Genomic DNA, 24,064 nt, shown 5'->3' with positions numbered 1-24,064 from the left:
TCCTGCGGTTGACTTTGCCGCCCCCCCTGAGACACGCTGTCAATTGCTGCACGTGCAGCAATAGATTATGTCGGTACCCGGAGTGATCGGGAAAGATTCTTGCGCGACCATCTGAAGATGCGGGTGCCAGGCTCTCCCGGAAGACCTGAATTGATGGCAGAGGACCAGAATCAATGACCAATGTTGTAATCGCATCCGCCGCGCGCACCGCCGTCGGCTCCTTTGGCGGCTCGTTCGCCAACACCCCCGCCCATGACCTTGGCGCCGCGGTGCTGGAAGCCGTGGTTGAACGCGCCGGTGTGGATAAATCCGAAGTGTCCGAGACCATCCTGGGCCAGGTGCTGACCGCGGCGCAGGGCCAGAACCCGGCCCGCCAGGCCCACATCAACGCAGGCCTGCCCAAGGAAAGCGCCGCCTGGGGCATCAACCAGGTCTGCGGCTCCGGCCTGCGCGCGGTGGCGCTGGGTGCGCAGCACATCCAGCTGGGCGACGCCTCCATCGTGGCGGCCGGCGGCCAGGAGAACATGACCCTGTCCCCCCATGCCGCGCATCTGCGCGCCGGCCACAAGATGGGCGACATGAAATACATCGACACCATGATCCGCGACGGGCTGTGGGACGCCTTCAACGGCTACCACATGGGCCAGACCGCCGAGAACGTGGCTGAGCAGTGGCAGATCTCCCGCGATATGCAGGATGAATTCGCTGTCGCCTCGCAGAACAAGGCAGAAGCGGCGCAGAAGGCGGGCAAATTCGCTGACGAAATCACCCCGTTCATCGTCAAGCACCGTAAGGGCGACATCACTGTGGATGCGGACGAATATATCCGTCACGGCGCCACCATCGAGGCGATGCAGAAACTGCGCCCGGCCTTCACCAAGGACGGCTCTGTCACCGCGGCGAACGCCTCCGGCCTGAACGACGGCGCTGCTGCCACCCTGCTGATGAGCGCCGACGAAGCCGAGCGCCGCGGCATCGAGCCGCTGGCCCGCATTGCGTCTTATGCCACCGCAGGCCTGGACCCGTCGATCATGGGCGTCGGCCCGGTCTATGCCTCGCGCAAGGCGCTGGAGAAGGCCGGCTGGTCGGTCAATGACCTGGACCTGGTCGAAGCCAACGAAGCCTTTGCCGCCCAGGCCTGCGCGGTGAACAAGGACATGGGCTGGGATCCGTCGATCGTGAACGTGAACGGCGGCGCCATTGCCATCGGCCACCCGATCGGCGCCTCCGGCTGCCGGGTGCTGAACACGCTGCTGTTCGAAATGAAGCGCCGCGGCGCCAAGAAAGGCCTTGCCACCCTGTGCATCGGCGGCGGCATGGGCGTCGCCATGTGTGTCGAGCGCCCATAAAACCGGCAACAAACCGTAAAATGAGAAGGACGCCCCCGTGGCGTCCTTTTTCTTTTACACTGCAGGCCTATACTGCAGGTGCGACAATTTTCTTGCGGCAATGCAGAATTTTGCTGCGCAATATTGTTGCTCTCACCTACTGTAATCTGTAGCAAGATTACCAAGAGACTATGACTGGAGGATTCTTAAATGGCACGTACTGCACTCGTCACCGGCGGCTCCCGCGGCATCGGCGCAGCAATTTCCCAGGCGCTGAAGGCGCAGGGCTGCAATGTGGCCGCAACCTATGCCGGCAATGACGAAGCCGCGGCGAAATTCACCGAGGAAACCGGCATCAAGACCTACAAGTGGAACGTCGGCAGCTATGAGGACAGCGCTGCGGGCATCGCCAAGGTCGAAGAGGAAGTGGGCCCTATCGACATTGTGGTGGCCAACGCCGGCATCACCCGCGACGCGCCGTTCCACAAGATGACGCCGCAGCAATGGCAGGAAGTGATCGACACCAACCTGACCGGCGTGTTCAACACCGTGCACCCGATCTGGCCCGGCATGCGTGAGCGCAAGTTCGGCCGCGTCATCGTGATCTCCTCGATCAACGGCCAGAAGGGCCAGTTCGCTCAGGTGAACTATGCCGCCACCAAGGCAGGCGATCTGGGCATCGTGAAATCGCTGGCCCAGGAAGGCGCCCGCGCCGGCATCACCGCCAACGCGGTCTGCCCCGGCTATATCGCCACCGAGATGGTGATGGCGGTGCCGGAGAAGGTGCGTGAATCGATCATCGGCCAGATCCCGGCCGGCCGCCTGGGCGAGCCGGAAGAGATCGCCCGCTGCGTGGCCTTCCTGGCGTCTGACGACTCGGGCTTTATCAACGGCTCGACCATCTCCGCCAACGGCGCGCAGTTCTTCGTCTGATCCCTGGCATCAGCAGAAACGGCAAGGGCCGGTCCATTTGGACCGGCCCTTTTCCTATCCCGTAAGGACGCTTGCGCGCTCAGGCCCAGCGGGAAACCTTGGGGCGGAGGACCGGCACCGGGCGCTTGCCGAACAGCCAGATCCAGGCCTGTTTCAGCACCTGCCCCCGCTCGGCGTGGGCGCGGGCCATGGCGGATTTGACGGCGGCATCAGCAGTATACTCCAGCATTTCAGACCTCCTTCTCGGATCAGTATCCTTTACCTGCATCCAATATGAGGACGTACCGTCACGTTGACAAACGAGACTTTGCAAGACTTCAGTTAAGGTATACTTGTGCGAACATGACTGACCGCCTGCCGCCCCTCACCGCTTTGCGCGCCTTTGACGCTGCTGCCCGCCACATGTCCTTTGCCAAGGCGGCGGAGGAGCTGAACGTGACCCCGGCGGCGCTGTCCTTTCAGATCAAATCGCTGGAGGAGCATCTGGGCCAGCTGCTGTTCCGCCGCCTGAACCGGGCGGTGGAGCTGACCGAGGCGGGCGAAACGCTGGCCCCCGGCGCGGCAGAGGGTTTCCGCACCCTGGGGCAGGCCTGGCAAAGCACCCGGCGGCTGCTGGATGAGATCACGCTGACAGTGACGGCAGGGCCTGCGCTGACGGCTAAATGGCTGGCGCCGCGGCTGTTCGAGTTTGCCCGCAGCCATCCGGAGATCGAACTGCGGCTGTCGGCGTCGCTCAAGGTGGTGGATCTGCGGCGCGGCGATGTGGATGTGGCAATCCGCTTTGGCGTCTCGGACGACGTGGGCCTTGCGTCTTATGGCACAAGGCCGGACTGGCTGACGCCGGTGATGACGCCGGAACTGCATGAACAATTCCCCACCCCGGAAGCGCTGATGAACGCGCCGCTGATCTTTGACGACTCCATCAGCAAAGTGGCCCCGGGTTGCGACTGGCCAACCTGGTTCCAGGCGGCGGGGGTGGGTTTCAGCCCCACCAGCGGCACCCACTTTTCAGCCCCCGATCATGCCATTGACGCCGCCTGCGCGGGGCTGGGCGTGGCGCTGGGGCGGCGGCCGCTGATCATCAAGGACGTGCGCGAGGGGCGGCTGGTGGCACCCTTCAAGATCGCCATTCAATCCGACGCGCGGTTCCGTTTCCTGTGCCTGCCGGAAGCCAAGGACCGGCCGCAGATTGCGGCCTTCCGCGAATGGTACTTTGCGGAGATCGAGAAAACCGCGCATATGTGGGGCGATATCAAGATTATCCCGATTCAGGATCTGCCCCCCCAATGACCAAGACCCGCGCGACCGCCATTGGCTTCATCGCTGTTTTGCTCTGGGCGCTGCTGGCGCTGCTGACCGTGGGGTCGGAACCCGCCCCGCCGCTGTTACTGAACGCGATGTGTTTCACCATCGGCGGCACGCTGGGGATTATCTGGACCGCGGCATCGGGCAAGCTGGGGCAGCTGCGCCATGTGCCGCTGAGGGTCTATATCTTTGGCACGATTGGCCTGTTTGGCTATCACGCGCTCTACTTCTCGGCACTGCGGCTGGCCCCGGCGGCAGAGGCTGGGCTGATCGCCTATTTGTGGCCGCTGCTGATCGTGCTGTTTTCCGGCCTGTTGCCCGGCGAAAAGCTGAAGGCAGGACATCTGATTGGTGCAGGCCTGGGCTTTGCCGGGGCGGCCACCATCATTTCGGGCGGCGGCGGCGGGTTTGAGGCGCAGTATCTGCCGGGCTACGGGCTGGCGCTCTTGTGCGCGCTGACATGGTCCGGCTACTCGGTGCTGTCACGGCTGGTGGGCAATGCCCCGACCAGTTCGGTTGCTGTGTTCTGTCTGGCGACCGCGGCGGCCTCCTGGGGGCTGCATTTCGCGCTGGAGGAAACCGTTTGGCCCGCAGGCACGCTGGGCTGGGTCTCGACCCTGCTGCTGGGTCTCGGCCCCGTCGGGCTGGCGTTTTATGTTTGGGATATCGGCGTCAAGCAGGGCGATATCCAGATGCTCGGCACCAGCTCTTATGCAGCGCCCCTGCTGTCGACGCTGATCCTGGTGCTGGCGGGGATTGCAGCAGCCTCCTGGGGGCTTGCCTTGGCAGCGGCGCTGATCACCGGCGGGGCGCTGATTGCAGCGCGGGCCAGCGCCGGCAAATAACCCCGTTCAAACGAAAGGAGGGCCGCCGCTCTGGCAGGCCCTCCTGTTGACTGTGCCGGGCTAGACGCCGGCGGGAACTCTTCAGACGGCTTCAGCTGTCAGGCGCGTGATCTCTTCCTTCAGCTTCAGCTTCTGCTTTTTCATTGCTGCAATTTCCAGATCGTCGGTACTGGGCGATCGTTGGGCCTGTTCCACTTCCATGCTCAGATGCTCGTGCTTCTTCTTAAGTTCGGTCAGATGCGAGCTGAGGCTCATGGTAACCCTCCTTTTTTGAGCTAGATGTGTTTGACAGAAAGAGTGGAGCATATGTTTCCGCGTCTGTCACGCTGCAGCCGCACTATTTTTGTCATGAAATTTTCATATCGGCTATGCGCCGCGCATTTTACCGCAGGGCACCGCGCGTTTCTGCAGAAAACCGGATGCATGGATTCGCCAGAGGTTGAAACACTTAGGCGGCATTCCTACATTGGCGCGGCTTCTGAAGGCGCCTCAGCCAGGCCAGGACAAGGCGGCCCCGTCGCGCAGGATGGCGCGGATATCGGGGCGGTAGCTCTCTCCATCGCGCTCATGACGGTGGCCTTCGTGCAGAATCAGTGGAGCATGCAGACGGAAGTCCGCCCGCCCGCCCTTGCGTGCGCGCAGGATCACCAGCTCTGCCGCGCGGGTTTCGCGCGGCGCCAGCGGCAGCACCTCCACCGATCCCAGAACACTGGCGCAGCCCGCCAGCATATCCGGCAGCCGGTCGGCGCGCTGAATCATGTGCAGATAACCCTTGGGCGCAAGACGGCGGGCCGCTGTGGTGATCCAGTCTGACAAAGGCGTGCCCTCCCCCAAGGCAACCTTGCGGCCGTCGTCACGCGCTTGGCTGTGGGCGCCAGCCTTGTAATAAGGCGGGTTGGCGATAACGTGATGGAATTGGCGCTGCTTCAGCGCCTCCGGCAAGGCTGAAAGATCGGCTTCAAACACTTCGGTATCCTGACCGTTGGCTCGGGCGTTTCGCCGGGCAAGGTCCGCATAAGGCACCTGCAGCTCCACTCCGGCCAGTGCCAGTCCGGGCACACGTGCGCCCAGGCACAACAGCGCCTGGCCGGCACCGCAGCCCAGTTCCAGCACCGCATCGCCTGCCCGCGCGGGAACAGCGGCGGCCAGCAGCACCGGGTCCACCCCGGCTCGGTAACCCTGAACAGGCTGCCACAACTGCACCCTGCCGCCGAGGAAACCGTTGCGGGTCAGCTCGTCATCAGAGAAGCAGGTCATCTGCCCAGCGGGATTTCATTGTCACGCATCACGATTACGGCAGCATCGTAGTCGTCCTCGTGAACCATCAGACGGCGCGGGAAAATTCCGATCCCGCCTTCCAGGATGCTCATATTTACGTCCATTTGAAAGCAGTCTATATCCTCTCCCTCAAGGAGGGCCGAGGCAAAGGCCATGATCGTCGGATCGGTGCTGCGCAGAAGCTCTTTCATGGGGATGGATCTAAGGGCAAGGCGTCCCCCTTGTCGAGACTTGCGAGCGGGAAAGTGATGGACCAAGTGATGACCAGGAAACCGCATGAGATGCTGGCCGCAACGCTGAGCCAGGAACTGGACGCGGTGAACGCGCTGATCCGCACCCGGATGGCCTCCAAGCACGCGCCGCGCATTCCCGAGGTGACCGCGCATCTGGTCGAAGCAGGCGGCAAGCGGCTGCGGCCGATGCTGACGCTGGCCGCGGCACGGCTCTGCGGCTACGAGGGCGACCATCACCTGAAACTGGCTGCGACGGTGGAGTTCATCCACACCGCCACCCTGCTGCATGACGATGTGGTGGACGAAAGCGCCCAGCGGCGCGGGCGCCCTACCGCAAACCTGCTGTGGGACAACAAAAGTTCGGTTCTGGTCGGCGACTACCTGTTTGCCCGCAGCTTCCAGCTGATGGTGGAGACCGGAAGCCTGCGGGTTCTGGATATTCTGGCCAACGCCTCTGCCACCATTGCCGAGGGTGAAGTGCTGCAGATGACGGCGGCGTCGAACCTGAGGACGGATGAGGACGTCTATCTGCAAGTGGTGCGCGGCAAGACCGCGGCACTGTTCTCTGCCGCGACCGAGGTGGGCGGGGTGATTTCCGGCGCGCCCGAGGAGCAGGTGAAGGCGCTGTTCGACTATGGTGACGCGCTGGGGATTGCCTTCCAGATTGCGGACGACCTCTTGGATTATCAGGGCGACAGCAAGGCGACCGGCAAGAACGTCGGCGACGATTTCCGCGAGCGCAAGCTGACCCTGCCGGTGATCAAGGCGGTTGCGCAAGCGAGTGATGAGGAGCGCGCGTTCTGGACCCGCACCATCGAGAAGGGCAAGCAGGAAAACGGCGACCTGGAGCAGGCGCTGGCTCTGATGGCCAAATACAAGACGCTGGAGGCAACCCGCGAGGATGCCTTCGGCTGGGCCGCCAAGGCGCGGGCCGCGCTGGAGGTGCTGCCCGATCATGAGATCCGTACGATGCTGAGCGACCTGGCGGACTACGTGGTGTCGCGGTTGAACTGATGCCTGGTCAGGGGGCGCTGCCCCCTCGGCCTTTCGGCCTCACCCCCGGAGTATTTCCACAAAGGTGAATAGGCAGGCGGTGCCGCGCCGCGCACCAGCGCGGCGCCTGGCCCAACGGCGGCCAAGCATCTTTGATGCGCAGTGCCGCGGGCGGGAGAGCTTCGTCTGCGGCTGAGCGCGGCGGATCAGGTCAAGGTTACCGCGCTGCACCACCACTCGGGATGTGCTGCGCCGATTTCATAGGCCGCCATATGGGCGGCCTTTTTTGTGGGATAGAGCGCAAAGCAGGTGGCGCCGGAGCCGGACATGCGGGCGAGCAAGGCCTGGCGGGAACTGCGCAAGTCCGCAAGAACCCGCGCGATCTCAGGTGCCAGGCTGATGGCCGGGCCCTCCAGGTCGTTGCGCTGACCGGCCAGCCAGGCAGCGCAGTCTTCGGCGGATGCGAAGGCTGGGATCTCCTGCGGCATCGGCGGGTTCTGGTGCGAGGCGAGCGCGGAAAACACCGGGCCGGTGGGGACATGCACGCCCGGATTGACCAAGAGCGCGTGCAGCTGGGGCAGTTCCACCGGCGTGATCTGGCCGCCGATGCCCTGCATCCGGGAGGCGCGTGCTGCCACGCAGACCGGGACGTCAGCGCCAAGTTTCAGCGGTAAGTCTGCGGGGATGCCGGTGCCCTGCCCCGCCAGCGTGCGCAATACTGCTGCGGCATCCGATGACCCGCCGCCGATGCCCGCCCCGTGCGGCAGCTGCTTGTCGAGGCTGATATGTCCGGTCCAGCCAGCGCCCTCGGCGGCTTTCCACACCAGGTTACGATGATCGGCGGGCACGCCCTCTGCAAACAGGCCGGAGACCGCAAGCGACAGCTCCGGTCCCGGCTCCAGCTGCAGCCGGTCGCCAGCATCGGCAAAGACCACCAGCGAATCCAGCAGGTGATAGCCGTCCTTGCGGCGGCCGGTCACATGCAGTGTCAGGTTGATCTTGGCGGGTGCTGCGACCTCAGCCGCCATTGGCGACCTTCAGGGGCTGGGCGCCTTCCTCGGCCAGCACAGCGTCCAGGCCCACGTCCAGCTTGCGGCGGATGCGTTCCGGGTCGGCCTCACCGTCGGTGTCCTCAGGGTCGATGAAGGAAAGCGCGCGTTTCCACTGGAACTCCGCCTCGCGCTCGCGGCCCACGGCCCAGTAGACATCTCCAAGGTGGTCATTGACCACCGGATCCACCGGCATCAGCTCCACTGCGCGCTCCATATGGGCGACCGCCTCCTCATACTTGCCCATGCGGTAGAGCACCCAGCCCAAGCTGTCGACGATAAAGCCGGAGTCGGGGCGTGCAGCGACAGCACGTTCGATCATGTCCAGCGCCTCGTCCAGCTTGCTGCGTTTCTCGACCAGCGAATACCCAAGGTAGTTCAGCACCTGCGGCCGGTTCGGGTCCAGGTCCAGCGAGGCGCGGAAGTCGGCCTCAGCCTGCGGCCACTGGTCCAGCCGCTCGTGGCAGATGCCGCGGGCATAGAACAGGAACCAGCGGCTGGAGGAGTCTTCGGGCGTCTTGTCCAGCGCCTTGTCATAGGCGCGGGCAGCGGCGGCATAGTCTTCCTGCTGGCGCAGGAGGTCGCCAAGGCTGATGTAGACGCTGGGCTGATCCGGGAAGTCGCGGGCGAGTTTCTCCAGCACCTCAATGGCGGCGTCCGGCTTGGCGGCGCGGCGCAGCGCTTCGGCGCGGCCCATTTCGGCAGCGTGATAGTCCGGATGGGTGGCGGGCACCTGCTTGTAAGTGGCAACCGACAGCTCATAGCGGCCGAGCTGATCCAAGAGACCTGCGCTGAGCAGGATGGCGTCCACATGATCCGGGCGCAGCGAGGCCGCCATACGGGCGTACATCAGCACATAGTCATTGGCGGTGTCGCCGTTCAGCGCCGCCCCAAGGGTGAAGAACACCTCGGCAATGCCGTCCTGCGGGCTGGGGGCAATGGTGTAGGGCAGGGTCTCCCCAGCGGCGAGCTGCGCGTCCAGCGCCTCAAGGCCAGGGTCGAGGCTGCTGCCGAAAGCTGCGGCCAGTGCCTCGCGGGCGTCATCATTGCGGTTCAGCTGAGACAGAATCTGCACCCGCGCCACCGCCGCGCGGCGGCTGAGGGTGGCCAGGCGCCCGTCCTCGGCGGCAAACAGCGCCTCTGCCCCGCCGTAGTCGCCGGCCGAGGCCAGCGCCAGGGCGCGATGATAGAGCACGAAGGGTTTCAGGCTGCCGTCCTTGGCAAGCCGGTCAAAGGTTTCCAGCGCGCTGGAGACAGAGCCCGCGCCGACATGGGCCCAGCCTTGCAGCAGGCCGTCCACCAGCGGATGGATCGCTTCCCGCTCCAGATCACGGTCCAGGATCGCCTGATAGTCGCCTTTGGCGGCAAGACCGCCCGCCAGAACGATATTGGCAACCTGGCTGCGGGCGCCAGTCTGGCGCAGCCGTTCGGCCACCGGCACGGCAAGATCGGCCTTGCCCATGGCGAGCTGGGCAAACACCACGTTCTCCATCAAGAGCGGGTTCTGCGGGTCGCGCGCCAGCGCCTGGGTGTAATAAAGCGCTGCGGCGGCAAAGTCGCTGCCGTAGGTCGCGGCCCGTCCGGCCAGATAAGATCCCGCCAGTCCTTCGGCCTGCACGGCAGGTGCGGCGGTTGCGGCCATCAGGGCCGCACAGGACAGGGTGCGAAGAATGGATACGGGCACTGGGGACCCCCTTACGGTTTACTGCTCTTGCTCTCCTAAGAAAGCGTAGTGCGGCGCCCGTCAACACGCAATGGGGCGGTCCAAGGACCGCCCCATAAAATCCGGCGAAACCACGCCGAAATGCTAACGTTCCCGTTACATGTTCGGGTAGTTCGGGCCGTCGCCGCCCTGCGGCGTGGTCCAGGTGATGTTCTGGGACGGGTCCTTGATGTCGCAAGTCTTGCAGTGGACGCAGTTCTGGAAGTTCACCACGAACTCCGGCTTGCCGTCCTTTTCGACCACCTCGTAGACGCCGGCCGGGCAATACCGCTGCGCCGGTTCCGCGAATTTCGGAAGGTTGACCGAGATCGGGGTGTCCTCATTGCCCAGCCGCAGGTGGCAGGGCTGGCTTTCCTCGTGGTTGGTCATCGAGAAGCTGACGTTGGTCAGACGGTCAAACGACAGCACGCCATCGGGCTTGGGATAGTCGATCACCTTGTGCTTGGAGGCTTCTTCTGTCGCCTCGGCGTCGTTCTTGCCATGACCCAGGGTGCCGAAGAAGGAGAAGCCAAAGAGGGTGTTGGTCCACATGTCCAGCCCGCCAAAAGCGAGGGATGCGGTGAGGCCCCACTTGGACCACATCGGCTTCACGTTGCGGACCTTTTTGAGGTCCTTGCCAATGGCGCCATCGCGCACGTCGGCCTCATAGGCGGTCAGCTCATCGCCGGAACGTTCTGCCTTGATCGCATCAAAGGCGGCTTCGGCCGCGGCCTTGCCCGACAGCATCGCGTTGTGGTTACCCTTGATGCGCGGCACGTTGACCATGCCGGCGGAGCAGCCCAGCAGGGCCACGCCGGGTGCGACCAGTTTCGGCATCGACTGCCAGCCGCCTTCGGTGATGGCACGGGCGCCGTAGGCCACGCGCTTGCCGCCCTTCAGCAGGTCGGCAACCACCGGGTGGTGCTTGAAGCGCTGGAATTCCATGTAGGGGAACAGATGCGGGTTCTTGTAATTCAGGTGCACCACGAAGCCCACGTAGACCTGATTGTTGTCCAGGTGGTAGATGAACGAGCCGCCGCCCGCGTTGGAACCCAGCGGCCAGCCCATGGTGTGGGTGACGGTGCCTTCCTTATGCTTGGCCGGGTCGATCTCCCAGATCTCTTTCATGCCGACGCCGTATTTCTGCGGCTCCTTGCCGTCAGAGAGGCCGTATTTGGCAATCACTTCCTTGGACAGCGAGCCGCGCACGCCTTCGCCCAGGAAGACGTATTTGCCGTGCAGCTCCATGCCGGGCTCGTAAGACGGACCGGGGGTGCCGTCGGCGTTCTTGCCGAACTCGCCGGCCACCACGCCCTTCACTTCGCCGTTGTCGCCATAGACCAGCTCCGAGCACGCCATGCCCGGGAAGATCTCGACGCCCATTTCCTCAGCCTGCTCTGCCATCCAGCGGCAGACGTTGCCCATGGAGACGATATAGTTGCCGTGGTTGTTCATCAGTGGCGGCATCGGGAAGTTGGGGATACGGACCTGACCGGCCTCGCCCAGCATCAGGAAGTTGTCTTCCTTGACCTCGACGTTCAGCGGTGCGCCTTTTTCCTTCCAGTCGGGGATCAGGGCGTTCAGGCCGCAAGGATCCAGCACAGCGCCGGACAGGATATGCGCACCCACCTCGGAGCCTTTTTCCAGGACCACGACCTGCAGGTCGGCGTCCAGCTGTTTAAGGCGGATGGCCGCAGACAGACCGGCAGGGCCGGCCCCGACGATCACCACGTCGTATTCCATCGCTTCGCGTTCAATCTCGGCCATTTGCGGCGCTCCTTGGCTTTCTGTTCGCTACCGGCCCCACAGGGTCATGCGGGCGCAATTTTCTTTCGCGGCTGCTTAGCGTTTGGCGCCCCCATGGGTCAATCCAAACTCCGCGTCAAACACCTGTAAAACAGGCAACTGAGACAAAAAGTGCGTCCATTTTCGTCACTCAAGGATCATTTTCCGCCGCAGCCTCTGTCTCAGGGCGGTCTCCCATCAGGTAACGGGGTCCCTGCCCCTTCTGTGCCGCCCGGTCTTCGGGGTTGTAAAGTTTGCAATTCGGAAGCGATAGGCAGCCGCAGCCTATGCAGCCGTCCAGATTGTCGCGCAGTTTGACCAGGGTTTCGATTCGCTGATCCAGGTGGCTGCGGAAGCTGTCCGAAATGCAGGCCCAGTCTTCCTTGGTCGGTGTGCGGCCGCCCGGCAGGCTGCGCAGGAAGCCGCGGATTTCCGGCAGCGAAAAGCCGAACTGCTGGGCAATCATGATGAAACTCATCCGCCGGATATCGGCCCGGTGGAACCGGCGCTGGCCGCCTGCATTGCGCCAAGGCTCCACCAGTCCTTGCGCCTCGTAATAGCGGATCGCGGACACGGCGAGGCCGGTGCGTTCGGCCAGGTAGCCGATGGAAATGCCGGCGGACTGGGGCATGGCAAACTCCCTGAAGAAATCCCTTGAGCTGAAGTTAGGTTTAGGAATTACGGTGAGTCGCATCAACAGGTTTGCTCAAGATGAGAAGGAGATTTTCTATGAGCGCAGTTTTGGAACACGCAAATGTCACCGTGGCAGATCCCAATGGCACCGCCGCCTGGATGGAAAAGATCTTTGGCTGGCATGTGCGCTGGCAGGGCGAGGCCAAGAACGGCGGCTACACCGTTCATGTGGGCGGAGAAAACAGCTACCTCGCGCTGTACACGCCGCGCACTGCGGCCGGCCAAGCACCGGAAAGCTACGGCATCATAGGCGGGCTGAACCATCTGGCGGTGATCGTCGAGGATCTGGACGCCACAGAGGCCGCGGTGAAGGCCGCCGGGTTCACCCCGATGAACCACGGCGACTATGAGCCGGGCCGCCGGTTCTACTTCCATGATGAGAACGGCATCGAATATGAGGCGGTGCAATATGATTGATCTGCTGTGGCTGGCGGCAGGGTCCGGGTCCCTTGCCCGCGGCATTTTTCCGCGCAAACCTGTGGAAAACCCGCACAATCTGCCGCGTTAGGCGGAATTGCGTGCGGCAAAGCCCTGCGGCCACTTGAATTCGGGCGCAGGATTGGGTCAGGTAAATGTCAACCGGACCGGAGGCCCCGCGGCACATGCTGCGGGGCTGCGGTTTTCCTACTGACAAGAACAATAGAGCGACCTGGACCAATCACATGGAAAAGATCCCGATGACCCCCACGGGTCACGCCGCGCTGGAAAGCGAACTGAAGACCCTGAAATCCGTCGAACGCCCGGCCATCATCCAGGCGATCGCCGAAGCCCGCGAGCTGGGCGACCTGTCGGAAAACGCCGAGTACCACTCCGCCCGCGAAAAGCAGTCCTTCATCGAGGGCCGTATCAAGGAGCTGGAAGGCATCCTGTCGCTGGCCGATGTGATCAACCCCGCCAAGCTGTCCGGCGCCATCAAGTTCGGCGCCAAGGTCACGGTGGTGGACGAGGACACCGACGAGGAAAAAACCTGGCAGATCGTGGGCGAGCATGAGGCCAACATCGAAGCGGGTCTTCTGAACATCAAATCCCCGATTGCGCGCGCCTTGATCGGCAAGGACGAAGGCGACAGTGTGGAAGTGCGCACGCCCGGCGGCGAGCGCGCCTATGAGATTCTCAAGATCGTCTATTCCTGATCCGGGAGGCCGCAAGGTCATGACAGGCTCCAGCAGCAGTCCGGGCTCTGGCCGGAAGCCAGGCGGCAGCCAGCCGCTGCGCCGTCTTGACGGCCCCGCCGCGGCCAACGGCCTGGGCGGGGCGGAGCTGGCGGCCGTCGGGCTGGGGGCGCTGTGGCTGCTGGTGGTGACCGGGGCCTTTGTGCTGGCGCCCGAAGATGCCGGGCTTTCGCAATGGGCGGATTTGATCGTCAGCGTGCTGGCGGTGGTGCTGCCCCTGGCGATGCTGTGGGTTGCGGCCTCTGCTGCGCGGTCGGCCCGGGTGATGCGGGAGGAGAGCGAACAGCTGCAGGCGGCCATCGACGGGCTGCGCCAAAGCTACCTGGCGCAGGCGCAGCAGCACGCGGCGGTGGCGGAGACCTCTGTTGCCAAGCGGCTGGAGGAAATCGCCGAGGCCACCCGCAAGACCGAGACCGCATTGGCGACCTTCCAGACCAGCCGCCGAGCCAATCCGCTGCGTCCGGCCATCCCGGCAGAGGCAGCAGAGATGACCACCGCCGGGCAAGGCTCGCTGGCGCTTGGCACCCAGGCTGCGGACACCGCGCCGCCCTTGCCCGCCGAGCAGTTCATCCGGGCCCTGAATTTCCCGGAAACCGCCGAGGACACCGAGGGGTTTGCCGCCCTGCGCGCGGCGCTCAAGGACCGCAAGGCGGCGCAGGTGATTCAGGCGGCACAGGATGTGCTGACGCTGCTCAGCCAGGACGGCATCTACATGGACGACCTGCGCCCCGACATGGCCCGCCCCGAGATCTGGCGCCAGTTTGCACAAGGGGCGCGCGGGCGCGCGGTGGCCGCGCTTGGCGGCGTGCGGGACCGGACCTCCCTGGCGCTGACAGCGGCGCGGATGAAGCAGGATCCGATCTTCCGCGATGCCGCGCATCACTTCCTGCGCCGGTTCGACCAGATGTTTGCCGACTTTGAGGCCGAGGCCAGCGACGGCGAGATTTCCGCCCTTGGCAACACCCGCACCGCCCGCGCCTTTATGCTGGTCGGACGGGTTGCCGGGACCTTCGACTAGAAGGAAGCGCCTTTCAGGCGCTGCCTCCCCTATCGGCGGCAAAGCCGCCTGCCGGGCAGGGGGACGCGAGTATTTATGGAAAGATGAAAGAGCGGCGCCGTGCGCCAGCACGGCGCCGGGCCCAACGGCGGGCAAGCATCTGCGATGCGCCGGGCCGCGGGCGGGAGCGCTGCGCCTACATTGCGAAACTGCCGTAAGGGATGAAACGGACCATATCGCCGGGCTTGATCTCAGCAGCACCGTCGCCAAGCTCCACCAGGCCTTCCGCCCAGCTGAGACCGCTGATACGGCCGGAGCCTTCGGACTTGAACACTTCCGCCTTGCCGTCCCGCACCCGCGCCCGCAGGTATTCGCGGCGGCCCGGTTTCTTACGCTTTTCGAATGCCGCCGGAACTTCAAACGCTTGCGGTTCCTGCCAGCCGGCACCCGCCATCACCCCCATTGCGGGGCGCGCAAAGACCAGCGTGCAGACCAATGCCGCCACCGGGTTGCCGGGCAGGCCGAACACTGGCGTGCCCTGCCACATGCCCAGCGCCAGCGGGCGGCCGGGTTTCAGGGCAATGCGCCATTCCTGCATCGCCCCCGCTTCGCGCAGAAGCGCCGACATGTGGTCCTCGTCCCCGGCGGAAGCACCGCCGGACGTCAGGATCACATCCGTTTGGGCCGCGGCGCCGTCCAGATGCGCCCGCAGCGCCCCTCGGTCGTCCTCCGCCTTGCCCAGATCTACCGGCACAAAACCAAGCTGACGGATCAGCGCAATCAGCATCGGGCGGTTGGCGTCGAAGATCTGTCCCTTGCCTGCGGGTTCCCCGGCTTCGACCAGTTCGTCGCCGGTGGAGAGCACACCCACCCGCAGCGGCAGCCGCACCGTGAGTTCTGCCAGCCCGGAGGCTGAGGCCAGGGCGAGATCGGCAGGGGTAATGACCCGGCCTGCGGGCAGAATGACCTCATCTGCGCTGACATCTTCGCCCGCCTTGCGGGTGTTCGCGCCTTGTTTCAGGGGACCGTTGAAAGCGATCCGGGTGCCGTCGGTGTTGACATCCTCCTCCAGGATCACCGTGTCCACGCCATCGGGTAGCGCCGCGCCGGTCAGGACCCGGATGGCGTGACCTTCGGGCACGGTGCCGTCAAACGGCACCCCGGCAGCGGCCCGGCCCTGCACCAGCGGCAGCACATGCGGACCCGCCTCGCGGCCGCCGGCAAAACCATAGCCGTCCACCGCCGTGTTCGGCAGCGGCGGATTGGAGCGCCGGGCAACCGCATCTTCTGCCAGCACCCGGCCCAGCGCTTCTGCCAGCGGCACGGTTTCAGTGCCGGTAACCGGCCCCAGCCTGTCCCGGAGCAGGGCCAGCGCATCATCCACAGGGGTCCAGTCCACCCCCGCAGGCAGGGCAAAACAGTCGTTGCTGAGCGGCGGCGGTGTCAGCCCGCCCAGCTCATCCCGGGCCAGCGCGTTCAAGCGGTCATCGTGTCCCGTGCCCAAAATCCAAGCCTCCTCTTGCGCTTCCTCAGGCACTGCGGCCAGCATTTCACTTAGCTCTTCCGCCGGCAGGCGGCTGAGCGCTTGCGAAAACAGCCGCATCTGCACCCGGTCGCGGATTTCCTCGGGGCCGGCAACAGCCATGGCTGCCTTGACGGCCGGCTCGATCAATCCTGGCCAAATTTCCGCGAACACAATTTGCGCGGCCGCAATCTTTTCGAAAGGCCAGACAGCCGCCCGGTGCCGGAGACGCAGCCGCTGCAGGACCGGCAGCCCCATCAGCACCTGGCTGCCAACCGTCGGGTTGAAAAACAGCTGAAAACAGGAGGAGGCCGCCTTGGCTGCCAGATCCGCGCTGCGCCGTTCTGCCACATCCGCATAGGTGATCCCGGACTTGCGATAGGGAATGTCCGGCCAGCTTGCCTCATCGGGCTTGCCCCAGAACGGACCGGAACCAGCAAACTTCCGGTTCATCCCGGAGGCAACGCTGAACCGGTTGTTGCTGCCGTCCTCCGCGTCTTCGATCCGCTCTTCCAGCCATGCCCATAAGGCAAAGGGGTCATATGATCCGGTGATCCGGCGCGCAAATCCGCGCGGGTATCCGAAAGGGAAATCAAAAGCCGCCAGAACCCGCCGCCCTGCTGCCTGTTCCGCGGCGAGAAAGCTGCTGATCCATGCCTCCGCCTCCATCCGGCTGCGGCAGTAAATTGGCTGCTCTGCTATGCCGCCGCGCGCCACGCCGAGCCAGATCGCGTCCTTGCTCGGACGCCGGGGCCTGCGCTTGGCGGCAGACCAGTCAACAGTCAGAACGGTATCAAAGGGGGTCACAGCCCCAATTCCGACTGGATGAAGTCCGCAATTGCTGCCGTGCCGTTCAGATCGAACACCGGGCAGTCCAGTTGCAGCGGAGTGTCGCTGGCGACAGCGCGGATGCAAGGGTCCTGCGGCGCGATCAGTTCAGTGCCTGCTGCCTGCCGGAAAGCCTCGATCTTGGGATGCGGTTCGCGTTTGTAGCCCTCGACCAGCACCAGATCGACGGAGTTCAACCGGCCCAGAAGCACTGTCAGCGGCGGTTCCGCCGCGCCACGCAGTTCCTGCATGATGGCGACGCGGCCGGCAGAGGCCAGCACCACCTCGGACGCGCCGGCCTGTCGGTGGCGGTGGCTGTCGGTGCCGGGCTGATCCACATCAGTGGCGTGGTGGGCGTGCTTGATGGTGGAGACGGAAAATCCGCGGGCGCAGAACTCCGCGACCAGCCGTTCCATCAGCCCAGTCTTACCGTTGTTCTTCCAGCCGGTGACGCCATAGATTTTCATTTCAGCAGCGCCTCTGCCATGGCCAGATCCTCTGGCGTGTTGATGTTGAAGAAGGGGTCGAAGGGGGCCGCTTCAAACAGCGCCTCGCGGCCGTTGTGCTGATCTGTCCAGAGCACCACCTTGCGCAACCCGTCCTGCAGGGCTGCGCGCAGGTCGTCGCGCAGGGCGACGGGCCAGAGGCCAAAGGCCGGATGCCGGTTCACTTTGCTCCGCCCGCCGGATTTCAGCGTCTCATCACTGGTGCGCGGTGTAGTGGCGAGGACCAGAGGGTGCTCCATGCCCTGTGCAGCGGCGGTCAGCCGGGCGACCAGATCCTGCGGAAAGAACGGCGTGTCGGCAGCGGCGGTGACGATGGTCTCTGCGCCCTGCTCTGCTGCCCAATCGAGGCCTGCCAGCACGCCCGCCAGCGGTCCGGCAAAGCCCTCGATCGAGTCGGCAATGACGGGCAGGCCCAGATCGGCGAACCGCTCCGGGTCGCCATTGGCGTTGAGCGCGAGTCCAGCGACCTGCGGCGACAGCCGGTCAACAACACGGGAGAGCAGGCTTTGGCCGCCGACCTGCAGCCGTCCCTTGTCGCCGCCGCCCATCCGGGTGGCGAGGCCGCCTGCGAGGATTACGCCCAATGGCTTCTGGTCTGTCATCTCTTCTCCTCACGCGCCGGAAAACACGTGTTTTCCGGGCCGGATTTCGCGTGAAATCCGGTTACCCGTCCGCGCTCTTTCTACGATGTTTCTTCTCTTCCGCAGGCGCGTCCTTGGGGTCCATGTCCCGCACCAGCCGTTCCTCACCGGACAAGCAGATGAACCGCTGGCCGCGCATCCGGCCGATCAGGGTGAGGCCCACCTCGCGGGCGATCTCCACCCCCCAGGCGGTGAAGCCCGAACGGGACGCCAGCACCGGGATGCCCATCATCGCCGTCTTGATCACCATTTCGGAGGTCAGCCGCCCGGTGGTGTAAAGAATCTTGTCGGCAGCTTCCGCCTGTTCGGACAGCATCCAGCCTGCGATTTTGTCCACCGCGTTGTGGCGGCCGACGTCCTCCATATAGACCAGCGGGCGGTCCCGATGGCAGAGCACGGTGCCGTGGATGGCGCCGGCCTCCAGATACAGGGACGGCGTGCGGTTGATCTTATGCGCCAGCGTATAAAGCCAGGAGGTTTTCACCTCCACCTGCGGCAGGCGCACATCCTCCAGCCCCTCCATCATGTCGCCGAAGACGGTGCCGACCGCGCAGCCGGAGGTGCGGGTCTTCTTTTTCAGCTTTTCCTCATGGCTGGTTTCCACCGCGGTGCGCACCACCACGGTTTCCAGATCCTCGTCATAGTCGACGCGGGTCACCTCATCCTCGTCCCGCAGCATCCGCTGATTGCGCAGGAAGCCGAGCGCCAGATATTCCGGGTAGTCGCCGATGGTCATCGCAGTGACAATTTCCTGGCTGTTCAGGAAGATGGTCAGCGGGCGTTCCTCGACCACCGCGATCTCGCTTGTCTCGCCGTTCTGGTCGACGCCGGTGACGGCGCGCGTCAGCCGCGGGTCTGAGACACCAGGGGCAATCAGGTATTCTGACGTGATATCCATACTCACCAATTGCATTCCTTCTGCGTCCGCCTTAGGGCGGTTCAAGGCAATCTAGGACGCGCAGATGGCAATCACCACCACCAAATCGGCCTTTTGGAAGGGGTTCCGCGACAGCGCGCCGTTTCTGTTCATGGCGTCGCCCTTTGGGTTCCTGTTCGGGGTACTGGCGGCAGAAGCCGGGCTGATCGTGCCGGAGGCCTTTGCCTTTTCGCTGACGGTCTTTGCCGGCGCCGCGCAGTTTACCGCGCTGCAGCTGATGCAGGAGAACGCGCCGCTGATCATCATCCTGATCTCGGCGCTGGCGGTGAACCTGCGGATGGCGATGTATTCGGCATCGCTGACGCCGTACCTGGGTGATGCGCCGATGTGGCAGAGGGCAATTGCGGCCTATTTCATCGTCGATCAGTCCTATGCGCTGTCGGTTGTGCAATTCGAACAGGAGCCGGAGATGCCGCTGGCGCAGCGGGTGGCGTATTTCTTTGGCACCAATGGCCTGATCACACCGGCCTGGGTCATCGCCACCGCGCTGGGGGCATTGGTGGGCACCCGTATCCCGGAAAGCTGGGGTGTGGATTTCGTGCTGCCGCTGGCGTTTCTGGCGATGATCGGTCCGATGCTGCGCACCCCTGCGCATGTGGCAGCGTGTTTTGTGGCAGTTGCTGCCTCGCTGCCCGCATCCGCTCTGCCCTATAACCTGGGGCTGATTGTGGCCGGAATTGCCGGCATGGTCGCGGGTGCGCAGGCGGAACTGTGGCTGGAGCGGCAAAAGGCCAAGGCGGAGGGCGCGAAATGAGCAGTATCCCTGCACCAATCTTGTGGACCGTGATCATCGGGCTGGCGCTTGGCAGCTACGGCTTGCGGTTTGCCTTTATCGGCTTCATGGGCGGCAAGCCCATCCCCGAATGGCTGATGCGGCATCTGCGCTATACCGCCGTGGCGATCATCCCGGCACTGGTGGCACCGCTGGTGGTCTGGCCTGCCCCCACCAGAGGCGATCCCAGCCTGATGCATTTTGCCGCCGCTGCGGCGACCTTCGCCGCGGGCTATCTGACGCGCAATGTGCTGATCGGGCTTGGAACCGGCGGGATGAGCCTGCTGCTCTTGTATCTCGCCGCCTGAGCGCTCTGCGCCCGGGCGGAAGAATTACTCGGCAGTGCTGAGCGCAGCGTCGCTCTTGGTGATGCCCGCCTGCAGATCGGCGCTGTCGTTCTCATAGTAACGCTCTGTCACCACGCCCGGCAGCTGGCCGAATTGGGCGGAGAGTTTCTCCGGATAGAAGGTGCGGTCCAGGCTTTCAAAGCCGGGGATCTGCTGCAGGATGCCGATGGTGGCCTGGGCGCAGTAGGCGCCGGGCACGCGGCCGTTGGTGACGGCCAGCTGATAGGCTTTCTGGGCCTGCTCCGGCGTCACCTCAACCCGTTGCACGACCACATGGAATGTGCTGCGCGCATGAGCGCCGCGGTAAGCTTTTTCCACTGCCGGGGTGATACCAAAAAGGACATCGTTCCGCTCTGGTACTACTGAGGCGTAGAACGAGCCTGCCGGATCGAAAATCACCCGTTCCGACGCGTTGATCATTAGCGACGCATGGCCGCCCCGCCCGGTGCGGTTGTTGATCATCGTGTACAGGGTGAGCGTCGCGGGGCCAGGATGCCGGTAGGCCGCCTTGGCCAGGGTTTCGGCGTCCGCGTTCGGCTGCTGCGGCGCCGCGCAACCCGCAAGCGCCAGCATCACCGCGCCGAGGCAGAGCAGATTGCGCATCAATATTGTCCCGGGATCAGGTAGCGAAAATAGCCAGGAACAGCGCGAGGAACACCATCGCGATGCAGAAACGGGTCACGAAGGTCATGAAGCTCGAGAACATCTTCTCCTGAACGGTGATGTCCATGGTGCCGTGCTGGTGATCAGCCATGTGAGTTATCCCTCAAAATTCACGTGCGTTTTCCCGGTGATTACCGGATTTGCCGCGCGCTGTCACCACGTCATTCGGGCGCATCCGGTGGAAATGCCGCCCGGAAACCACAGAAAACCGCTGCGAATCCTGCGGCGGAGGCCCGGGCGGCGAATCGTGCGGCTCACTCCTGCTGCAGGTCCGAGGCGAGGCGGAAGCCGATGCGGGTGGCAGGCTCCTCCTCACGCGGCTTGGGCACCGAGCGCAGCATCACATTGAGCTGGCTCACATGCTGCACCAGTTGGGTTCTCGAACCGTCCGGCTCACTGCCGTAGAAGGTGATGATGTCGGGATCGAAATAGCCCATGCCCTCGATCCTGAGCACGCCGGTATTGCCGCCGGCGAAGCCCATGGCGACCTCGTGTTCGGCATCCAGCTGCTGTTCGAAGTTCTGGATATAGAGGATGAGCCTTTCATAGGCCCAGCGGGCCGGGCTTTTGGCGGCATCCGGTTTCTGCAGCTTCTCCGGCACCTTGGTCAGGCCTGCACAGGCATCCGGGTCGGAATGGACTTCATGCACGCAGGGCAGCACCGCCGCCTCTGCCGCCTCGGCGCTGGTGGAAATCTCGTCGCTCATGGTGCCTCCCCTTTCCGGGGTGCGGATCACCCCTTGCCTTGATAGAGCCAGGCACCGTCTTCGCGTTTCCAGCGGGTCACCTGGCCGGTGTGGTACAGATGATTTACATGGGCCACCGCCTCGACCAGTGCAAGCCCGTACTCACCCTCGCCGATTCTGCGCTTGAACAGCGGCGCAAAGCAATCGGCGGCTGTGCGCGGCACGGAAAGGTGATCCATCAGACGTTCCAGCGCGCCGTGGTGGTTGCCGATCAGCTGCTGCATCCTGAGCGGCAGGCGCGAGAATGGCAGCTTGTGGCCGCCCAACGCCAGATGATCGGGGCGCGCCAGTTTTGCCAGACGCTCGCAGGCCTCCAGCCATTCGCCCAGCGGGTCGGCCATCGGCTCAGTCGCGTAGACGCCGATGTTGGGGCTGATGGTCGACAGGATCTGGTCGCCGGTGATCACCAGATTGTCATCCCGGCTCCAAAACGTCGCGTGCTCCGGGGCGTGGCCGTTGCCGGTGTGCACGTCCCAGTCGCGCCCGCCCATGCGGATCACGTCGCCCTGCTTGATACGGGTGAAGCCCAGCGGCATCGGATGCACAGTGTCGGCAAAGTTGAAAGGCCGGTCATTGACGCGTTTGTCATAGATCTCCGGCGCCATGCCGGCGCTGCGGTAATAGGCCAGCGTCTCCTCCGGCCATGTCTCCTGCACGTCCAGCGTCAGCATCCGGGCGAACAGCCAGGCGGTGCGGGTGGTGACCAGTTCGGCACCGTGCTGCGACTGGAACCAGCCCGCCAGGCCAATGTGATCAGGGTGGTGATGGGTCACGACAACGCGCGTCACCGGCTTGCCCTTCAGGGGGCCGGCCATCAGGCTCTCCCAGATGCCGCGGCTTTTGCGGGAGTTGAAGCCGGTGTCGACCACCGTCCAGCCGTCGCCCTCATCCAGTGCGTAGATGTTGACGTGATCCAGCTTCATCGGCAGCGGCTGGCGCATCCAGAGGACACCCTCGGCCACTTCGATCGCCTCCCCCTGTGCGGGTGGTTCTTCCCAAGGGGTACGGGGGGAGACGTCGGGAAGATCGGTCACGGGATCAGCCTGCCAGTTCGTCATGGCTGAGGGCAAAGGTGCCTTCTGCACCGGCCTGCGCGTGGGCCAAGAGCGCGCTGTGCTCCGGCAGCATCCGGGTGATGTAGAAGCGGGCCAGCTTCTCGCGCGCGCCGCCCTGATCCTCCATCGCGGCTGCCAGGTGATAGTGGCCGCCCAGCACCCGGGCAAAGGCGCGCAGGTACGGCACCGAGCCCGCAAAACGGTCCTGCATGTCCTGCTGCGACACCAGCCATTCGGTGGCTTCGCGCAGGGATTCACATGCCTGCCAGACGGCTTCGGCCATGTTGGGATGGGTGGCACGGGCACGTTCGGCCTGCTCCTCGATCTCGTCGATCAGGGCAAAACCCATTTCGCCGCCGTCCATCATCTTGCGCGCCACCAGGTCCATTGACTGGATGCCATTGGTGCCCTCGTAGATCGCTGTCACCCGCACGTCGCGGTAATACTGCGCCGCGCCTGATTCTTCGATGAAGCCCATGCCGCCATAGACCTGCACCCCGGTTTCCGAAACGCGCATGCCGGTGTCGGTGCCAAAGGCCTTGGCAATCGGGGTCAGGAAGGCCGCGCGGGCTGCCCAATCGCTGCCGCCGGTGGCGGTATGCATGTCGATGGCGCGGGAACAGGCCATCAGGATCGCGCGGGAGGCAAAAAGATCCGCCTTCATCTCCATCAGCATCCGGCGCACGTCGGCGTGGTCGGCGATGAAGCCGCTGGCGGTCTTGCCCTGTTTGCGCTCCAGCGCATAGGCCAGCGCGTGCTGGTAGGCACCTTCGCCCGCGCCGACGCCCTGGCCGCCGACGCCGAGGCGGGCGTTGTTCATCATGGTGAACATCGCCGCCATGCCACCGTGTTCCGGCCCGACCAGCCAGCCGGTGGCACCGTCGAACTGCATAACGCAGGTGGGGGAGCCGTGCAGGCCCATCTTGTGCTCCAGGCTCACGACCTTGAGATCATTGGGTTTGCCCGGTTTACCGTCCGCGTCCGGCAGGTATTTCGGAACCAGAAACAGCGAGATCCCCTTGGTCCCCGGCACCCCGTCGGGCAGCCGCGCCAGCACCAGGTGGCAGACGTTGCCGCAGAAATCATTGTCGCCCCAGGAGATGAAAATCTTCTGGCCGGTCACGGCATAGGTGCCGTCGCCATTGGGCTCTGCCTTGGATGTAAGTGCGCCGACATCCGACCCGGCCTGCGGCTCGGTCAGGTTCATGGTGCCGGACCATTCGCCGGAGATCAGCTTGGGCAGGTACAGCTCCTTGATGGAGTCTGAGGCATGATGCTCCAGCGCCTCGATCTGGCCCTGGCTCAGCAGCGGCGCGAGCTGCAGCGACAGGCAGGCACCCGCCATCATCTCATAAACCGCAACGGCAACCGTCTGCGGCAGCCCCATGCCGCCGAATTCCTCCGCTGCGCTGATGCCGACCCAGCCGCCTTCGCAAATGGCCTGATAGCCATCGGCAAACCCTGGCGAGGTTCGCAGCACGCCGTTTTCCAGACGCGCAGGGTGCAGGTCGCCATTGCGCTGCAGCGGCGCCATCACCTCCTCGCACAGCTTGCCTGCCTCTGTGAGGATCGCGCTTACGGTGTCGGATGTTGCCTCGGCAAAGCGGTCTGTGGCTGGGATGCTGTCATAACCCACAACGTGGTTCAGCAGAAATTCATACTCGGAAACGGGGGCGCGGAAGGTCATGGGCGTCCTCTGGCGGGGGTTTCTGGGGCCTGCGGCGCGGGCAGTCT

At 64.4% G+C, this 24,064-nt stretch carries 27 protein-coding genes; 10 read left to right on the top strand and 17 right to left on the bottom strand.

Going from position 1 to position 24,064, the window contains the following annotated elements; translation table 11 throughout:
* Nucleotides 1-173 precede the first annotated feature (173 nt).
* Nucleotides 174-1,349 (top strand): acetyl-CoA C-acetyltransferase, encoded by a 1,176-nt coding sequence (locus tag K3725_RS04180; RefSeq protein WP_260017603.1) that lies wholly within the window; start codon nucleotides 174-176, stop codon nucleotides 1,347-1,349.
* Between the two features lie 189 nt (nucleotides 1,350-1,538).
* Entirely contained in the window at nucleotides 1,539-2,261 is a 723-nt protein-coding gene (gene phbB, locus K3725_RS04175) for an acetoacetyl-CoA reductase (protein WP_260017602.1), read from the top strand.
* 79 nt (nucleotides 2,262-2,340) lie between these two features.
* Here the strand turns inward: phbB and K3725_RS04170 are convergent, their stop codons facing one another.
* Entirely contained in the window at nucleotides 2,341-2,490 is a 150-nt protein-coding gene (locus K3725_RS04170) for a hypothetical protein (RefSeq protein ID WP_260017601.1), read from the bottom strand.
* Between the two features lie 113 nt (nucleotides 2,491-2,603).
* On the opposite strand from K3725_RS04170, the gene K3725_RS04165 reads away from it, so the two are divergent.
* Both K3725_RS04165 and K3725_RS04160 read left to right on the top strand, forming a co-directional pair.
* Entirely contained in the window at nucleotides 2,604-3,551 is a 948-nt protein-coding gene (locus K3725_RS04165) for a transcriptional regulator GcvA (RefSeq protein WP_260017600.1), read from the top strand.
* A complete protein-coding gene (locus tag K3725_RS04160) occupies nucleotides 3,548-4,411 on the top strand; it encodes a DMT family transporter (RefSeq protein ID WP_260017599.1) in 864 nt (287 codons plus the stop codon). The genes K3725_RS04165 and K3725_RS04160 overlap by 4 nt, the downstream gene beginning before the upstream one ends.
* Before the next feature lie 81 nt (nucleotides 4,412-4,492).
* On the opposite strand, the gene K3725_RS04155 is transcribed toward K3725_RS04160, so the two are convergent.
* From K3725_RS04155 to K3725_RS04145, 3 genes are all read right to left on the bottom strand, one after another.
* Entirely contained in the window at nucleotides 4,493-4,666 is a 174-nt protein-coding gene (locus K3725_RS04155) for a YdcH family protein (RefSeq protein ID WP_019297104.1), read from the bottom strand.
* A 234-nt stretch (nucleotides 4,667-4,900) separates the two neighbouring features.
* Nucleotides 4,901-5,668 carry a tRNA1(Val) (adenine(37)-N6)-methyltransferase gene (locus K3725_RS04150; protein ID WP_260017598.1) on the bottom strand — a complete coding sequence of 256 codons (768 nt, stop codon included), beginning with the start codon at nucleotides 5,666-5,668 and terminating at the stop codon, nucleotides 4,901-4,903.
* Nucleotides 5,665-5,880 (bottom strand): DUF2007 domain-containing protein, encoded by a 216-nt coding sequence (locus K3725_RS04145; protein WP_039181733.1) that lies wholly within the window; start codon nucleotides 5,878-5,880, stop codon nucleotides 5,665-5,667. The genes K3725_RS04150 and K3725_RS04145 overlap by 4 nt, the downstream gene beginning before the upstream one ends.
* A gap of 57 nt (nucleotides 5,881-5,937) precedes the next feature.
* Here K3725_RS04145 and K3725_RS04140 point away from each other — a divergent pair, with 57 nt between their 5' ends.
* A complete protein-coding gene (locus K3725_RS04140; protein ID WP_260017597.1) occupies nucleotides 5,938-6,936 on the top strand; it encodes a polyprenyl synthetase family protein in 999 nt (332 codons plus the stop codon).
* A 185-nt stretch (nucleotides 6,937-7,121) separates the two neighbouring features.
* Here the strand turns inward: K3725_RS04140 and K3725_RS04135 are convergent, their stop codons facing one another.
* From K3725_RS04135 to soxR, 4 genes are all read right to left on the bottom strand, one after another.
* Nucleotides 7,122-7,943 (bottom strand): 4-(cytidine 5'-diphospho)-2-C-methyl-D-erythritol kinase, encoded by an 822-nt coding sequence (locus K3725_RS04135; RefSeq protein WP_260017596.1) that lies wholly within the window; start codon nucleotides 7,941-7,943, stop codon nucleotides 7,122-7,124.
* Nucleotides 7,933-9,648, bottom strand: coding sequence for a tetratricopeptide repeat protein (locus K3725_RS04130; protein WP_260017595.1), 1,716 nt, complete (start codon nucleotides 9,646-9,648; stop codon nucleotides 7,933-7,935). The genes K3725_RS04135 and K3725_RS04130 overlap by 11 nt, the downstream gene beginning before the upstream one ends.
* Nucleotides 9,649-9,783: 135 nt before the next feature.
* On the bottom strand, nucleotides 9,784-11,433 hold the full coding sequence (locus K3725_RS04125) for an electron transfer flavoprotein-ubiquinone oxidoreductase (protein ID WP_260017594.1): 1,650 nt from the start codon (nucleotides 11,431-11,433) through the stop codon (nucleotides 9,784-9,786).
* A gap of 169 nt (nucleotides 11,434-11,602) precedes the next feature.
* A complete protein-coding gene (gene soxR, locus K3725_RS04120) occupies nucleotides 11,603-12,082 on the bottom strand; it encodes a redox-sensitive transcriptional activator SoxR (protein WP_260017593.1) in 480 nt (159 codons plus the stop codon).
* A gap of 98 nt (nucleotides 12,083-12,180) precedes the next feature.
* Between soxR and K3725_RS04115 the strand changes: the two genes are divergently transcribed.
* From K3725_RS04115 to K3725_RS04105, 3 genes are all read left to right on the top strand, one after another.
* The gene (locus K3725_RS04115) at nucleotides 12,181-12,561 is read left to right on the top strand and encodes a VOC family protein (protein ID WP_226428832.1); all 381 of its coding nucleotides are present in this window, start codon (nucleotides 12,181-12,183) and stop codon (nucleotides 12,559-12,561) included.
* Nucleotides 12,562-12,806: 245 nt separating this feature from the next.
* Nucleotides 12,807-13,277 carry a transcription elongation factor GreA gene (gene greA, locus K3725_RS04110; RefSeq protein ID WP_260017592.1) on the top strand — a complete coding sequence of 157 codons (471 nt, stop codon included), beginning with the start codon at nucleotides 12,807-12,809 and terminating at the stop codon, nucleotides 13,275-13,277.
* Between the two features lie 19 nt (nucleotides 13,278-13,296).
* Entirely contained in the window at nucleotides 13,297-14,334 is a 1,038-nt protein-coding gene (locus tag K3725_RS04105) for a hypothetical protein (RefSeq protein WP_260017591.1), read from the top strand.
* Nucleotides 14,335-14,509: 175 nt separating this feature from the next.
* Here the strand turns inward: K3725_RS04105 and glp are convergent, their stop codons facing one another.
* From glp to K3725_RS04085, 4 genes are all read right to left on the bottom strand, one after another.
* Nucleotides 14,510-16,642, bottom strand: coding sequence for a gephyrin-like molybdotransferase Glp (gene glp, locus K3725_RS04100; RefSeq protein WP_260017590.1), 2,133 nt, complete (start codon nucleotides 16,640-16,642; stop codon nucleotides 14,510-14,512).
* Nucleotides 16,639-17,130 (bottom strand): molybdopterin-guanine dinucleotide biosynthesis protein B, encoded by a 492-nt coding sequence (mobB, locus tag K3725_RS04095; RefSeq protein WP_260017589.1) that lies wholly within the window; start codon nucleotides 17,128-17,130, stop codon nucleotides 16,639-16,641. The genes glp and mobB overlap by 4 nt, the downstream gene beginning before the upstream one ends.
* Nucleotides 17,127-17,771, bottom strand: coding sequence for a molybdenum cofactor guanylyltransferase MobA (gene mobA, locus K3725_RS04090; RefSeq protein ID WP_260017588.1), 645 nt, complete (start codon nucleotides 17,769-17,771; stop codon nucleotides 17,127-17,129). The genes mobB and mobA overlap by 4 nt, the downstream gene beginning before the upstream one ends.
* A 61-nt stretch (nucleotides 17,772-17,832) precedes the next feature.
* Complete coding sequence (locus K3725_RS04085) at nucleotides 17,833-18,723, bottom strand: formate dehydrogenase accessory sulfurtransferase FdhD (protein WP_260017587.1); 891 nt, start codon at nucleotides 18,721-18,723, stop codon at nucleotides 17,833-17,835.
* Between the two features lie 49 nt (nucleotides 18,724-18,772).
* Here K3725_RS04085 and K3725_RS04080 point away from each other — a divergent pair, with 49 nt between their 5' ends.
* Both K3725_RS04080 and K3725_RS04075 read left to right on the top strand, forming a co-directional pair.
* Nucleotides 18,773-19,501 carry an AzlC family ABC transporter permease gene (locus K3725_RS04080; RefSeq protein WP_260017586.1) on the top strand — a complete coding sequence of 243 codons (729 nt, stop codon included), beginning with the start codon at nucleotides 18,773-18,775 and terminating at the stop codon, nucleotides 19,499-19,501.
* Nucleotides 19,498-19,827: an AzlD domain-containing protein gene (locus tag K3725_RS04075; RefSeq protein ID WP_260017585.1), complete on the top strand. Its 330-nt coding sequence runs from the start codon at nucleotides 19,498-19,500 to the stop codon at nucleotides 19,825-19,827. Before K3725_RS04080 ends, K3725_RS04075 begins: the two co-directional genes overlap by 4 nt.
* Nucleotides 19,828-19,851: 24 nt before the next feature.
* Here K3725_RS04075 and K3725_RS04070 read toward each other — a convergent pair whose 3' ends face one another.
* The 5 genes from K3725_RS04070 to K3725_RS04050 all read right to left on the bottom strand — a co-directional run bounded on the left by K3725_RS04070 (nucleotide 19,852) and on the right by K3725_RS04050 (nucleotide 24,017).
* Complete coding sequence (locus K3725_RS04070; protein WP_260017584.1) at nucleotides 19,852-20,469, bottom strand: hypothetical protein; 618 nt, start codon at nucleotides 20,467-20,469, stop codon at nucleotides 19,852-19,854.
* A gap of 16 nt (nucleotides 20,470-20,485) precedes the next feature.
* Nucleotides 20,486-20,620, bottom strand: a complete 135-nt coding sequence (locus tag K3725_RS04065; RefSeq protein ID WP_019297124.1) for an aa3-type cytochrome c oxidase subunit IV — start codon at nucleotides 20,618-20,620, stop codon at nucleotides 20,486-20,488.
* A gap of 163 nt (nucleotides 20,621-20,783) precedes the next feature.
* A complete protein-coding gene (locus K3725_RS04060) occupies nucleotides 20,784-21,236 on the bottom strand; it encodes a DUF6173 family protein (RefSeq protein ID WP_260017583.1) in 453 nt (150 codons plus the stop codon).
* A gap of 26 nt (nucleotides 21,237-21,262) precedes the next feature.
* Nucleotides 21,263-22,333, bottom strand: a complete 1,071-nt coding sequence (locus tag K3725_RS04055) for an MBL fold metallo-hydrolase (RefSeq protein ID WP_409201588.1) — start codon at nucleotides 22,331-22,333, stop codon at nucleotides 21,263-21,265.
* The gene (locus K3725_RS04050) at nucleotides 22,314-24,017 is read right to left on the bottom strand and encodes an acyl-CoA dehydrogenase (protein WP_260017581.1); all 1,704 of its coding nucleotides are present in this window, start codon (nucleotides 24,015-24,017) and stop codon (nucleotides 22,314-22,316) included. Before K3725_RS04050 ends, K3725_RS04055 begins: the two co-directional genes overlap by 20 nt.
* Between the last annotated feature and the right edge of the window lie 47 nt (nucleotides 24,018-24,064).

It is taken from the genome of Leisingera sp. S132, assembly GCF_025144465.1.
Lineage (GTDB): Bacteria > Pseudomonadota > Alphaproteobacteria > Rhodobacterales > Rhodobacteraceae > Leisingera.
The sequence above is the reverse complement of the archived record's forward strand: the minus strand, read 5'-3'. Positions and strand labels throughout refer to the sequence as shown.